This window comes from Allobosea sp. Root381 (assembly GCF_001429395.1).
Taxonomy (GTDB): Bacteria; Pseudomonadota; Alphaproteobacteria; order Rhizobiales; family Beijerinckiaceae; genus Allobosea.
In genome coordinates this window covers 73,235-86,672 of the sequence record NZ_LMJT01000007.1, presented here as the reverse complement: position 1 = coordinate 86,672, position 13,438 = coordinate 73,235, and the positions used below count along the sequence as shown (strand labels likewise).

Below are 13,438 nucleotides of genomic sequence, written 5' to 3'. Positions count from 1 at the left end.
CCCCTTGTTCGCTGCATACATCACATGCGAGTTTGTGGGGGTGGTCAAGCCTGACCGCATCCCCCGCAAACGCCCTCGCGATCCCGGTTCAATGAAAAAGCTGCCTCCTTCCGACTTCGCGCGCCTTCGCGAAAGAACCCGTCTCGTCATGGCCGGGCGCGACCCCGCCGACAGCTACGGCTTCGTCAATCCGCCGATCGTGCGCGGCTCCACGGTGGTCTACCCCTCGACCGAGGACTTTCTGGCCCGCAAGGCGCGCTATACCTATGGCACGCAAGGGAATCCTACGATCGACGCGCTGGTCGCGGCAGCCAATACGATCGAGGGCGGCGCCGGCACCGTCGTCACGCCGTCCGGCCTCCTGGCCTGCACCCTGCCCTTCCTGGCGCATCTTTCCGCAGGCGATCACGTCCTGGTGACGGACAGCGTCTATCGTCCGACGCGCCATTTCTGTGAGACCATGCTGAAGCGCATGGGAATCGAGACGAGCTATTTCGATCCCGGCCTCGGCGCCGATATCGAAAGCCTGTTCAAGCCGAACACGAAGGCCGTGTGGACCGAGGCGCCCGGCTCCCAGACCTTCGAGATGCAGGACATTCCGGCGATCGTCGCCGCCGCCCATGCCCGCGACATCCTGGTGATGATGGACAACACCTGGGCGACGCCGCTGTTCTTCGACAGCCACAGATTCGGCGTCGATATCTCGGTGCAAGCCGGCACAAAGTATTATGCCGGCCATTCGGACGTGCTGATCGGCACCGTCTCGGCGCGGACGCCAGAGCTCTACGCGCAGCTGCGCGCGAGCTGGGAACAGCTCGGCATCATCATCGCGCCGGAGGACGCCTTCCTGACGCTCCGCGGCATGCGCACCATGGCCATCCGCCTCAAGGAGCAGATGCCGGCCGGGATCGCCATGGCGCAATGGCTGGCGGCGCGACCCGAGGTCGCCCGCGTGCTCCACCCCGCCCTCCCGGACGATCCCGGGCACGCGATCTGGAAGCGCGACTTCACCGGCGCCTCGTCGCTTTTCGCCATCGAACTCGCCCCGGTGTCGATGGACGCGGTGGCTGCGATGCTCGACGGCCTGACGCTGTTCGGGATGGGCGCGTCCTGGGGCGGCTATGAGAGCCTCGTCCTGCCCTTCGATTGCCGCGCCTATCGCACGGCCACGAAGCCGGGCTTCAAGGGACCGACGATCCGCATCCATATCGGCCTCGAAGACCTTGAGGACCTCAAGGCGGATCTCGACGCCGGCTTCGCGCGGCTGCGCGCTACGACCTGAACGGCCATCGCCGGCGCCGGGCTTCAGCCCGGCCCGGCGTTGGTGTCCTCGCCCCGGGCACGGGCGCGCAGCACGAATTGCAGGTTGCGCAGATAGACGAACAGGCCGAAGCCCTGTCCCACGATGAAGACGGGGTCGCGCCGATAGAGCGCATAGACGAGCAGCAGCGCCCCCCCACCGATCGAGAACCACCAGAACGTCATCGGCACGACAGAGCGCTGCGCCTTTTCGCTCGCCAGCCACTGCACCACGAAGCGCATGGTGAAGAGGCCCTGCGCGACGACGCCGAGGAGAACCCACCAGTCGATGTTGTTGACGAACACCTCGTGGAAATAGTCTCCGATCATGTTCTGGAGATCGACGAGCATCAGCGCGTCTCCTTGATGATCTGGGGAATACGCTGGCGGCGACGGATCAGCCACCACACCCCGATGAGATCCATGATGCCGACCCAGAGCCGGTCGAAGAAGCCGTAATTCGAGACGCCGCTGTGTCGCGGCCGGTCCCTGACGTCGACATGCTCGACGATGTAGCCTTCGCGCACCATCAGCGCCGGCATGAAGCGGTGCAACGCGTCGAAATAGGGCAGCGCGAGATAGGCCTCGCGCCGGAAGCATTTCAGCCCGCAGCCGGTGTCGCGCGTGCTGTCCTTGAGCAGCCAGCCACGGACGCCGTTGGCGATACGCGACTGCAGCTTCTTGAAGCCGGTATCCTTGCGCCCGACACGCTGGCCCTGCACCAGCCCGACCTGCGCGCCGGCCTTCTGGAGCGCCGCAAGCATCGCCGGGAGGAATGCGGGGTCGTTCTGACCGTCGCCATCCAGCGTGGCGACGACGGCCGAGCGGGCCTGACGCACGCCGCTGCGGACGGCCGCGCTCTGCCCGCAGGATTGCGCATGCGTGACGATGCGAAGCCAGGGCCGGCTCGCTTCTAGTTCCGCCAGCGCCGCGGCGGTGCCGTCGCTCGAGCCGTCATTGACGTAGACCACTTCGAAGGCGCCGAGCGGTTCGCAGGCCTTCTCGATGTCCGCCAGCAGCGGCCCGACATTGCCGACCTCGTTGCGCACGGGCACGACGACGCTGATCACAGGCGTGGAGGAGGATGGTTCGGGCGGAGAGGACGGATCGGTCAACGGAGCATCTTCCGGCAAAACGGCCCGCAACCTGCGTCAGGAAGGCCAGCAGGGCAAGGAACTTCGGGTTTCGGCCTCATGGGCGGGCATAGACCGCCATTTCGAGTCGTCGACCGCCATTCAGGTTGAAGCCGCGGATCATGGTGAACTGCCGCGGTGCCAGCCCCGATTGGGCGATGGCGTTCTGGAACCCGGCCGCGTGACGCGCCTCGACGAAGGCGATGCGGCAGCCGGGCTCGGCCAGAAACGCGGCGGCAGCCGCACCGTCGTTCCCCATCGCGAGGTTTGTGCCCGTCAGAAAGACCAGGCTCGGCTCGCGATAGCCGACCGTCATCACGGCCGGATCGGTACAGCCGACCGAGCGCGCCGCCTCTGCCAGCCGGGGCGACAGCTTCAACGAGCGCAGGCTCTCGATCGCGAACCCGTAGACGCCGATGCCGAGCAGCAGGCTCGCCAGCACGCAGCGCCAGAGCGCCCCTTCGAAATCGCTGCGGCGGAAGGCCGAGACGACGCCGGCGCCGACGATGAGCGTCAGCAGCAGGAAGGGCAGCGCGCTATAGGGCAAAGTGCCGTCGAGCGTCCAGTTCGCCCCGACGATGACCAGGATCAGAGCGAGCGGCACCAGCATCACCAGCAGCGCCGTCGCCACAGCCCCACGGCGGAAGCGGTCGATGCCGCCATTCACCAGCGCGAGCATGAGAAGGGCGGTCACGGCAGGATAGAGCGGCAGCACGTAATGCGGCAGCTTGGTCGGCACCGCCTCGAAGACGAGCCAGGAGGGGACGATCCAGGCAAGCAGGAAGAGCACCTGGGGCTCGCGCCGCCGTACCCAGGCGAACGGCACGGCCATCGCGGCGAAGGCAGCCGCCGGCCAGTAGGTGCCGAAGAAGATCAGCATGTAGAGGCCGGGCGGACCCCAATGCTTCTCCTGCCCCTCGGCGACCTTGCCGAGCATGTCCTGCCCGACGCTGTCGGCGAGAAAGCTGCCACCGCTCTTCATCATGATCGCGACGAACCAGGGCAGCACGACGATCAGGCAAAGCAGCAGGCCCCGGCCGAAGCGCAGCGGCGCCAGCCAGCGGAAGCTGCGCTCGCGGACGCTCAGCACGAGAATGGCGAGGCCCCAGACCATCGGAACGATCGGGCCCTTGAGCAGCAGGCCGAGCGCGGTCGCTCCCCAGAAGACGAGCCAGTTGCGCGAACTCGGCACGAAGGCGAGCGAACGGGTCCAGTCGAGCCAGGTCCTTGCCAGAGCTCCCATCGTCGCGACGGCGCAGGCGGCGAGCAGCGCATCGGTCTTGGCGATCCGCGCCTCGACGCCGAGAAGGACAGCGCCGGCCATCAACGCGGCGCCGAGAAGGGCCTGACGGGGGCCGACGAAGGCCAGCAGCGCCCAGTAGCTCAACAGCACGGTCGCGATCGCGCCGACCAGCGAGGGGATGCGATAGAGCCAGATCTGCGTGCGCGCCTCCGGCACGCCTAGCACTTCGCCTGCGGCTACCGTCGCGCTCTGAAGCCAGTAGATTCCGACCGGCTTCTTGTGCCGCGCCTCGTCTTGGAAGCGGATATCGACGAAGTCGTGCGTCTCCAGCATCTGCTTGCTCGCCTGGGCGAAGCGGGGCTCGTCGCGATCGAGCGGCTGCAATGTGTGGAAGCCCGGCAGGAAGGCGGCGAGAGACAGCAGGACGAGCAGCGCGCAGGCGCGGGCATGGCTGGCGGAAGCCAGAGCTGCGAGGCGGTCAAGCGCGGGGCTGAGCGACGGCATTATGCATCCTCAAGGCCCGGCCCGGCCGCGCCTGTCCTGAAGGCCGGAAATGGGGGACCGGCTATTCCCGAAAACCGGCGCCGCGATGACGGGCCTTTCGGGCGTGATCAAGGCGAAGCCGCCGAAACGGCTGCCGGCGCGGTTTACGCCGCATGCTGCGTCGCGGCAAGCGGAAGCCCGACATCACAGCTCGCGGCGGCGTTGCTAGCCTGATGCTTCGCCGCCGCTATGGTCGGCGGCGCAGATGGAACGGCGAGGACCGAGAGCTCGGCGCCGACGGCGCTTGTGGCACTGCCGCTGCCAACCGAAGAGGCCTAGCACGCCCCAACCGCAGAGAAGAAAAATGGCGAGCCCGGCAGGATTCGAACCTGCGACCAGCAGCTTAGAAGGCTGCTGCTCTATCCAGCTGAGCTACGGGCCCGAAGGCGAAGGCGAAAGCCTCCGCGGTCGGCTGCTCAGAGCATGATGCCGAAAAGTGGAAACTGTTTTTCGGACGGCATCAGGCTCAACTCTTTTACTAATGCGTCCACTGACCGACACGGGAGAACTTGAAATTGTCGGAATAGGCCATCGAACGCCGCACGGGCTCCTTGGGCTGCTCGACGCGATAGGGAATGCCGTTGCGCGTTGCGTAGGCGACCGCCTCGGCCTCGCTGTCGAACCAGAGCTTGAGCTGGCTCTTCATGTCGCCGGACGACGTCCAGCCCATGAGCGGTTCAATCTGGCGCGGCTGCTCGGGCTCGTATTCCAGGAGCCAGCGCTCGGTCTTGGCGGTGCCTGACTGCATGGCCGTGCGGGCCGGGCGATAGATGCGTGCGCTCATGTCTCTCGCTCGGCTCCTACCTGAAACCTGGCTGTTACCTCGTTGCGCCTCTTTCGTACCGGCCCGCACATGCGAAACCCGCGAGACGCCCGGAATGGTCGGGGCACCAGGATTCGAACCTGGGACCCTCTGCTCCCAAAGCAGATGCGCTACCGGGCTGCGCTATACCCCGACGGAACGCAAGTATATCGAATTACTCGCGAAACCACCACAGCCAGTCTTCCGGACCTGCTGCGACGGGCAACCGCATAGCACCACGCGACCGCTTTGGGAACCAGTATCGCCATCACCCGGCCCTGCCCGGTGGAACAGCCGCCGGCGCCAGCGCTCAGCGCTTAAACAGCGCGTGCTCGATGCGGTCGCCTGCCTTGATCCCGAGGGTCCGGCTGACGCCGCCATTGATCTCGAGCACCGACAGCACCGGCTCGCCGGAAGGAATAGTGCGCCGGGACAACGGCTCGGTGTTCTCGGCGATGCGGGCGATTGTGCCGTCCGCGCGGATGAAAAGCATGTCGAGCGGGATGAAGGTGTTCTCCATCCACATCGCGACCGGCTCCACGCGCTCGAAATCGAACAGCATGCCCCGGTCGGCCGGCAGGTAACGTCGATGCATCAGCCCCCTCGCCCGCTGTTCCGGCGTGCGCATCACTTCGACCTGGAAGGCATGGCGCTTGTCGCCGCTGACAATCGAAAGCGATTCGAGCGCGGAGACAGCCTGCCCCGCAGAAGCCTGCGCCATAGCCGGTGACGACGGTGCGGCAAGTGCGCCGGCGAGCGCGAACATGGCCGCGGCGAGGCCGGCTGCGAGGAATCGGGTCTTGGCCTGCATCGGCTTCGGCTCCATGGCGTTGCATCCTCCGATCCTATGACGGCGGATATGGCGCTTCTTCGACAGATACGCGTCGGGCGCAGCACAGATACCCGGCAATCCGGCGCCCCGGTCAAGCATTTCGTCAGCCTCTCGGTCGTTGTCGTCTTTCCTTCCCGGGCCGCTTGCGGCAGGGTCGCGGCCGCAAATCAGGAGACCGTCATGACTGCTCCGCGCTCTCGCTTCACGCTGCGAGCCGCTATCGCCCTCTCGGCACTTGTGCTGGCGCAGCCTGCACTGGCGGCGGATTTTCAGATCGACAATCTGCGCATCGAATTCGGCCCGCTCGTCGTCACCGCGCCGCAAGCGGCGGTGAAGGGTTCGCCGCTCGACCGCGAGGCTTTTCTTGCCCTGTTCAACGCCTCCAGCGGCGAAAGCGCCGCCCAGCGCATGGGCCGGCTCACCGCCGCCGAGATCACCGCGCCGCAGCTCTCCTATGAGCTGACCTTCGGCAGCGACAAACAGATCACGACCTATCGCGACATCCGCTTCAGCAACATCCGCGATGGCAAGATCGGCCGGGCCGAGGCGCCGAGCGGAACGTTCAAGGCGGTGGGCGGCTCGGGGCCGATGAACGGCACCATCGCCCAGAGCAGTTTCGAGGACTTTGACCTGCGCCAGACTGCGCGGATCTTCACGGAGAAGGCTGAAGCCGGAGCCGACGCTCCGATGACCGTGCTTCTCGGGCGCCTGGACCAGGGGGCGCAGGCGTTCGACATGGGCCCGCGCGGCAAGATCGCGGTCGGCCGGACAAGCGCGCGAGCCCTGGCGGCGAAGCCCGGCCCGACGCCGCTCGGCGAGGTCGTGGCGCAACTCCTCAGCGAAGCCGACAAGCTCGACACGTCGATCGCCGACCCCAAGGCCGAGATGAGTCCGGCTGAAAAGGAGGCTTCGAAGCGTCTTGGGCTGTCGATTCTCTCCCTGTTCGAGACGGTCGATTACGGCAGCGGCGAAATGCGCGATATCGCGATGACGCTGCCGGTGCCGCCCGATGCGACGAAGCCCAATCAGAAAGCGGCAGGGCCGCAGAACGTCGACCTGAAGATGGCGCGCATCGCCTATGGCGAGGACACGCCGGCGAAATCCGGCGTCGCCATCGAAGGCATGCAGTTCTCCGGCGCCGGCGCCAAGGGCACGATCGATTCGATCAGTTCCTCCGGCTTCTCCTTCGGCTCCATGCTGAAGGCGCTTCAAGAGGATCTCACCAAGCCCGAGGCCGAGCTGACGGACATCGACTGGCGCCGCTATGTCCCGACAATCGGCACGATCCGGCTGGCCGGCCTCTCCGTCGATGCGCCGCCGGTCCTGCCTACCGGGCAGCCGATCAAGATCAGCCTCGGCACCTTCGAACTGACGGCCGGCGAACAGCTCAACGGCATCCCGACGAGCCTCGCCCTGACCATCGACAAGCTGGTGACACCCATCACGGAGGGTAGCGGCAACCCGGCGGCCCGCGACATGATCGCGATGGGCATCCGCTCGCTCGATCTGTCGGCAAAGCTCGACCTTGCCTGGGAGGCGGCGCGCAACGAACTCGCCATTCGCCAGATCTCCATCGGCGGCGCGAACCTGGCGCGCCTCGAGGCCTCGGCGACGCTCGGCAACGTGACGAAGGACCTGTTCTCGAGCGACACCGCCCTCGCCCAGGTCGCAGCGCTGGGCGCGACCGCGCGTGGCCTCAACGCGAAGCTCGAGAATTTCGGTCTGGTCGAGAAGCTGATCGCGAACGAGGCGCGTAAGGCGGGTCGCAAGCCGGAGGAAATGCGGCAGCAATATGCGATGATCGCCAGCCTTGGCCTCTCCGCGATCCTCGGACCGTCCGATGCCGCCAAGGCGCTTACGGCTGCGGTGTCGCGTTTCGCCGCCAAGCCGGGTACGCTGACGGTCGAGGCAAGCGCCAAATCGGCCAGCGGGCTCGGCCTCGCCGACGTGATCACGATCACCGACCCGACCGAGATCCTTGAGAAGATCGACGTCAAGGCTACAGCGCAGTGAGTCACGCGCCCGACCCGGCCGGCGCCTTGCCGGCAGAGGACGCCGATTGGCGGCCGGGGCCGTTGGTCGCATGGTGGGCGGGCCTTGCGCCCGTGGCGCGGGGCTTCCTGCGCAAGCGCATCAACCCCTACAACCAGACGCGGCTGCACCTCGCCAAGCTAATCGCGAGGCGGCACGGCCAGGTCGCGGTCGGCGCCTGGACCTATGGCCGGCCCAAGGTGCGCTTTCCCGAGAGCGGCGCGAAGCTCAGCATCGGCCGTTACGGATCGATTGCCGACGGGGTCGAGATCTTGCTCGGCGGCAATCATCGCACCGATTGGGCTACGACCTATCCGTTTCCGGAAATGCCTGATCTCTGGCCGGCGGCTGCCGGCATCGAGGGCAGCCATACAACGCGTGGCGACGTCCGAATCGGCCATGACGTCTGGCTCGGCTCGCAATGCATGGTGCTCTCCGGCGTCACCATCGGCACTGGCGCGGTTGTCGCTGCCCGTGCCGTCGTCAGCCGCGACGTGCCGCCCTATTCCGTCGTCGGCGGCAATCCTGCCAGGGTGCTCAAGCTGCGCTTCGACGAGGAGAAGATCGCGGCGCTTCTCGCCAGTCGCTGGTGGGAACTGCCGCCCATGACCGTGAACGAACTGATGCCGCTCCTGATGTCCGAGCGCGTCGACGATCTGGTGGCGGCGGCTAGGAGGCACACAACGGGCGATGCTTGAGCGCCAGCGCGGGGTTGCTCAGGGCAATGCCTCCAAGCCCTCGCGTGAAATCGCCGACCGACCTCGGCGCCAGGCCAACCCGCCGGCGCAGGAGCCGGCATGGGCAAACATCTTCTCGCGCCTGAACAACAGGCCGTAACCCACTGCCTTTGCGGCATTCTCGAACATTCTGATGATCGACGGCGGCCGCAAGCCGTATTTTCCGGCGACATAACCTTCGGACCAAGCGAGATGCCAGCGTGCCTTGAAGCGTCGCTCGGGCGACGGCGCGCTGGAACGGCCGCGCCCATGCCCTGCCTCCGCTTCGTGGACATGTACGAGTGCGTGCCCTGCATCGCGCATGCGCCGGCAGAGATCGTCATCTTCGTAGAACAGGAAAATCCGCGGATCGAAGCCGCCGAGAGAGATGAACAGTTCCCGGGGGATCAGCAGGCAGGCGCCGGAAAGGAACGGCAGGCAGGAGTCTCCCTCCGGGATCGGCATGGCGCCCGAGCGGTTGAGATGCGGCGGCGAGAGCAGCGAGCGCGGCTGCAGGAAGACCCTGCCCGACGGTTCGACGATGCGCGGCGCCAGCATCCCGGCATCGCGATAGCGCCCGGCCGCGGCCAGTAGTTTCGCACCAGCGCCGGGCCGGATCTCGACATCGGGATTGACGATCAGGACATAGGGCGAGTGGCTTGCAGCCACGCCGATGTTGTTAGCGCGGCCATAGCCCTCGTTGCGCGGATTGCGGATGACAGTCGCGCCATGCGCCCGCGCGACCTCGGCGCTGCCATCCTCGCTCGCATTGTCGACCACGATCGCGGGAATACCTTCCACCGCCAGCGCCGAAAGGCAGTCCGGCAGGACCTCGGCACTGTCATAGGCGACAACGATAGCGGTGATCGGGCTGGCGGTCGGCATCGGCGCCTTGTGGCCGCGATGACGCGCGGGACGCAAGCGAAATTCAACGCCGGCCTAGCGCGCCGACTTCGCGCTGCACCGACCAGCGTTCTTCAGCGCTGCAGGCGCGAGGTGCTTTGTAGGATTTGACGGCGAAGGCGGCATTGGCTGCCGCAAAGCGCTGGCGTTCCTCACGCCCAAGTCCTGCCATCACATGGACCCGGTCGACCCGCAGTCCGCAATCATAGGCGCGAGAGACCCGCGCTGCCGCGAATTCAGGTGTGCCCGGTGTCGGACCGGCTGTCGTGCAGGCCGCCAACCCGAGCAAGATCGGCAAGGAAAGGAACAGCCTTGGCGCGGGCATCGGCTTGGTGGCGTTGCTTAGAGAGCGCTGAAATCGCCGGCGCGGATCGGCACCATCTTCGCCTTGATGGTCGCGCGTTCCTCGGGATCGCACGCCTGCGGCTTGATGCCGTGGTTGATCGTTTCGGCCTCTGAGATCGTGACATAGGTCGCGCGGGCGCTTGCGAGCTGCTCCGGCGTCGCACCCCGCGCGCGCTCGGAGGCGATGAAGCGCTCCAGCGTGCTGGCGCGCGGAGCCCCGGCCCGGCAGGCGACAGAGCGCGAGACCAGATTCGCCAGTTCCGAAGCACGCCCCGCACTCGGATTGGCGGGGCCGGAGACGCAGGCGCCGAGCGGAACCGCCACGGCAGAGACGAGCGCGAGCGCCCGCAGGACGGGTAGGCCAGGCATCGTCAGATCAGCCGTTCTTTTCCGGAGCGTTGATGCGCAGATGTGCTTCCCGAAGCTGCTTCGGAGACGCCTCCGCGGGGGCGCCCATCAGGAGATCGACAGCCTGCTGGTTCATCGGGAACAGCGCGACCTCGCGCAGGTTCGTCGCGCCGGCCAGCAGCATGATGATGCGGTCGATGCCTGCCGCCATGCCGCCATGCGGCGGCGCGCCGTACTGGAAGGCGCGATACATCCCGCCGAAGCGCTCGATCACCGTCTCTTCGCCATAGCCGGCGATCTCGAAGGCTTTCACCATCGCTTCCGGCTTGTGGTTGCGGATGCCGCCAGAGGCGAGCTCGAAGCCGTTGCAGGCGATGTCGTACTGGAAGGCCTTGAGCGAGAGCGGGTCTTCCTCGTTGAGCGCCTTCAGCCCGCCCTGCGGCATCGAGAAGGGGTTGTGCGAGAAATCGACCTTCTTCTCGTCCTCGTTGTACTCGAACATCGGAAAATCGACGATCCAGGCGAAAGCGTAAGCGTTCTCGTCGATCAGCCCGAGTTCCTGGCCGACCTTGTTCCGGGCGAGACCAGCGAATTTGTAGAACTTGTCCGGGTCGCCGGCGGCGAAGAAGCAGGCGTCACCCGGCTTCAGGCCCATCTGCTTGACGATCGCGGCGACGCGCTCGGGGCCGATGTTGTTGGCGATCGGCCCCTGCCCTTCGCCGTCCTCCTTGATCATCAGATAGCCGAGGCCCGGCTGGCCTTCGCCCTGCGCCCAGGAGTTCATCCGGTCGCAGAAAGCGCGGCTTCCACCCTTCGGTCCCGGAATCGCCCAGACGCGGTTCTTCTCGCCCTCGAGGATGCGGGAGAAGACCTTGAAGCCGGAACCACGGAAATGCTCGGAGATGTCCTGCATAACCAGCGGGTTGCGCAGGTCTGGCTTGTCGGAGCCGTATTTCGCGATCGCCTCGGCGTAGGGAATGCGCGGCCAGCCCTTCGTGACTGACTTGCCGTTGCCAAACTCCTCGAAGATACCGGTGATCACCGGCTCCATCGTGGCGAACACGTCCTCCTGCTCAATGAAACTCATCTCGACGTCGAGCTGATAGAACTCGCCCGGAAGGCGGTCGGCGCGCGGATCCTCGTCGCGGAAGCAGGGTGCGATCTGGAAATAGCGGTCGAAGCCCGCCATCATCAGCAGCTGCTTGTACTGCTGCGGCGCCTGCGGCAGCGCGTAGAACTTGCCCGGATGCAGCCGGCTCGGCACAAGGAAATCGCGTGCGCCTTCCGGCGAGGAAGCCGTCAGGATCGGCGTCTGGAACTCGGAGAAGCCGGAATCCTTCATGCGCTGGCGCATCGAGTCGATGACCTTGGTGCGGAGCATGATGTTGTTGTGCAGCTTCTCGCGGCGCAGATCGAGGAAGCGATACTTCAGCCGCGTGTCCTCAGGATATTCGAGGTCGCCGAAGACCGGCAGTGGCAGCTCGCCGGCCGCGCCCAGAACCTCGATCGCGGTCGCGAAGACCTCGACCGCGCCGGTCGGCAAGTTGGCGTTCTCGGTGCCGGCGAGGCGCGCCTTGACCTTGCCGTCGATGCGCACGACCCATTCGGAGCGCAGCGTCTCGGCCGTGGCGAAGGCCGGCGAATCCGGGTCGATCACGACCTGCGTCATGCCGTAATGGTCGCGAAGGTCGATGAACAGCAGGCCGCCATGGTCGCGGATGCGATGGCACCAGCCCGAGAGGCGGGCCTGCGAACCGATGTCGCTGTCGCGGAGGGCGCCGCAGGTGTGGGAACGGTAGCGATGCAGGGTCACGGAGCTGCTCTCTTCGGAAATCGTTCGGACGCAAGGACGCTCTAGCGAGCTTGGTCGCGCAGGCAATCTTTCGCGTAAGCACACGCGGGCGGCCCGAATGTCAAGAACGCCCGCGACATGGCGATGTTCACTCTGCTATGAGCGCCTCATGAACCTGATCGCCACCACCGCCGACCTTGCCGATGCCTGCGCCCGGCTGGCCGAGCACCCCTTCGTCACCGTGGACACCGAGTTCCTGCGGGAGACGACCTATTACCCGAAGCTCTGCCTGATCCAGCTCGCCTCGCCCGAGGAGGCCGTCCTGGTCGATCCGCTGGCCCCCGAGCTCGACCTGGCGCCCTTCCTGGCGCTGATGGGCAACCCCGCCGTGGTCAAGGTCTTCCACGCCGCGCGGCAGGATCTCGAGATCGTCTGGATGATCGGCAGGCTGATCCCGACGCCGCTCTTCGACACGCAGGTCGCCGCCATGGTCTGCGGCTACGGCGACTCGGTTGGCTACGAGCAACTCGCCAACGACTTCGCCAAGGCGCGGATCGACAAGTCGTCGCGCTTCACCGACTGGTCGCGCCGGCCCCTCAACGAGGCGCAGCTCACCTATGCCGAGGCCGACGTCACCCATCTGCGCGACGTCTATCTAGCGCTGAAAGCCGATCTCGGAGGCACTGGCCGCGAGAGCTGGGTCGCCGAGGAGATGGCAGTTCTGACCTCGCCCGGAACCTATGAGGTCAAGCCGGAGAACGCCTGGCAGCGGCTCAAGGGCCGCCTCCGCAAGCCCAGGGAAATCGCCGTGCTCATGGAGCTCGCCGCCTGGCGCGAGCGGGAGGCGCAGACGCGCGACGTGCCGCGCCAGCGGGTGCTCAAGGATGATGCGCTCATGGACATCGTCCAGCGCGCGCCGCGTTCGGTCGAGGCGCTGGCGGAGCTCCGCTCGGTGCCCAATGGCTTCGAGCGCTCGCGCTCCGGCGGCGAGGTTCTGGCCGCGATCGAGCGCGGGCTGGCACTGGACCCGAAGACCCTGCCCCGGCTGGAGCGGGACCGCGGGCGCGGCGGCAACGGTGCCGTGCTCGATCTGCTCAAGGTGCTGCTCAAGGCCGTCGCGGAAGCCGAGCGCGTCGCGCCGAAGATCATCGCTTCGACCGATGACCTCGAGGCCATCGCGGCCGATGACGAGGCCGATGTTCCCGCCCTGCAGGGCTGGCGCCGTGGCGTCTTCGGCGAGAAGGCGCTGGCGCTCAAGAGCGGCGAACTCGGCCTTCGCGTCATGCGCGGCCGGGTCGTCGTGGGCTGATCCCGCAGGGCCGCGCTGCCTCTCGGATCACGCCCACCATCAGTTGACTTAACTCAGCAGGCGTCCGCTGAAGCCGCGACTTACATAGGCCTGAGCGCCCGTCGGTCGATCCGGATCAAGCCCGGACTGATGCTGCGGCTCG

Annotated in this window: 12 protein-coding genes and 2 tRNA genes; 4 read left to right on the top strand and 10 right to left on the bottom strand. The window is 66.6% G+C overall.

The features are described 5' to 3' along the window. The first annotated feature begins 91 nt into the window (after positions 1-91). Positions 92-1,282 (top strand): cystathionine beta-lyase, encoded by a 1,191-nt coding sequence (gene metC / locus ASE63_RS08575; RefSeq protein WP_056799556.1) that lies wholly within the window; start codon positions 92-94, stop codon positions 1,280-1,282. Between the two features lie 23 nt (positions 1,283-1,305). Here the strand turns inward: metC and ASE63_RS08570 are convergent, their stop codons facing one another. From ASE63_RS08570 to ASE63_RS08540, 7 genes are all read right to left on the bottom strand, one after another. Next, positions 1,306-1,650, bottom strand: coding sequence for a lipid-A-disaccharide synthase N-terminal domain-containing protein (locus ASE63_RS08570; RefSeq protein WP_056799554.1), 345 nt, complete (start codon positions 1,648-1,650; stop codon positions 1,306-1,308). After that, a complete protein-coding gene (locus tag ASE63_RS08565; RefSeq protein ID WP_056799552.1) occupies positions 1,650-2,414 on the bottom strand; it encodes a glycosyltransferase family 2 protein in 765 nt (254 codons plus the stop codon). Before ASE63_RS08565 ends, ASE63_RS08570 begins: the two co-directional genes overlap by 1 nt. Before the next feature lie 76 nt (positions 2,415-2,490). Then, on the bottom strand, positions 2,491-4,179 hold the full coding sequence (locus ASE63_RS08560) for a glycosyltransferase family 39 protein (RefSeq protein WP_056799549.1): 1,689 nt from the start codon (positions 4,177-4,179) through the stop codon (positions 2,491-2,493). 344 nt (positions 4,180-4,523) lie between these two features. After that, positions 4,524-4,600: transfer RNA gene (locus ASE63_RS08555), tRNA-Arg, on the bottom strand. A 96-nt stretch (positions 4,601-4,696) separates the two neighbouring features. Further along, the gene (locus ASE63_RS08550; RefSeq protein ID WP_056799546.1) at positions 4,697-5,002 is read right to left on the bottom strand and encodes an ETC complex I subunit; all 306 of its coding nucleotides are present in this window, start codon (positions 5,000-5,002) and stop codon (positions 4,697-4,699) included. A 95-nt stretch (positions 5,003-5,097) separates the two neighbouring features. Further along, positions 5,098-5,174: transfer RNA gene (locus ASE63_RS08545), tRNA-Pro, on the bottom strand. 156 nt (positions 5,175-5,330) lie between these two features. Continuing rightward, the gene (locus tag ASE63_RS08540; RefSeq protein WP_244491345.1) at positions 5,331-5,741 is read right to left on the bottom strand and encodes a DUF192 domain-containing protein; all 411 of its coding nucleotides are present in this window, start codon (positions 5,739-5,741) and stop codon (positions 5,331-5,333) included. A gap of 291 nt (positions 5,742-6,032) precedes the next feature. Here ASE63_RS08540 and ASE63_RS08535 point away from each other — a divergent pair, with 291 nt between their 5' ends. Together ASE63_RS08535 and ASE63_RS28315 are read left to right on the top strand one after the other, a co-directional pair. Then, complete coding sequence (locus tag ASE63_RS08535; protein WP_156410257.1) at positions 6,033-7,865, top strand: hypothetical protein; 1,833 nt, start codon at positions 6,033-6,035, stop codon at positions 7,863-7,865. Positions 7,866-7,957: 92 nt separating this feature from the next. Continuing rightward, complete coding sequence (locus tag ASE63_RS28315) at positions 7,958-8,581, top strand: CatB-related O-acetyltransferase (RefSeq protein ID WP_244491344.1); 624 nt, start codon at positions 7,958-7,960, stop codon at positions 8,579-8,581. 18 nt (positions 8,582-8,599) lie between these two features. Here the strand turns inward: ASE63_RS28315 and ASE63_RS08525 are convergent, their stop codons facing one another. From ASE63_RS08525 to aspS, 3 genes are all read right to left on the bottom strand, one after another. After that, entirely contained in the window at positions 8,600-9,484 is an 885-nt protein-coding gene (locus tag ASE63_RS08525; protein WP_056799536.1) for a glycosyltransferase family 2 protein, read from the bottom strand. Between the two features lie 360 nt (positions 9,485-9,844). Further along, positions 9,845-10,216: a hypothetical protein gene (locus tag ASE63_RS08520; RefSeq protein WP_056799533.1), complete on the bottom strand. Its 372-nt coding sequence runs from the start codon at positions 10,214-10,216 to the stop codon at positions 9,845-9,847. A gap of 7 nt (positions 10,217-10,223) precedes the next feature. Beyond that, positions 10,224-12,002: an aspartate--tRNA ligase gene (gene aspS, locus ASE63_RS08515; protein WP_056799725.1), complete on the bottom strand. Its 1,779-nt coding sequence runs from the start codon at positions 12,000-12,002 to the stop codon at positions 10,224-10,226. A gap of 154 nt (positions 12,003-12,156) precedes the next feature. Between aspS and rnd the strand changes: the two genes are divergently transcribed. Next, positions 12,157-13,296 carry a ribonuclease D gene (rnd, locus tag ASE63_RS08510; protein WP_056799530.1) on the top strand — a complete coding sequence of 380 codons (1,140 nt, stop codon included), beginning with the start codon at positions 12,157-12,159 and terminating at the stop codon, positions 13,294-13,296. Positions 13,297-13,438 lie beyond the last annotated feature (142 nt).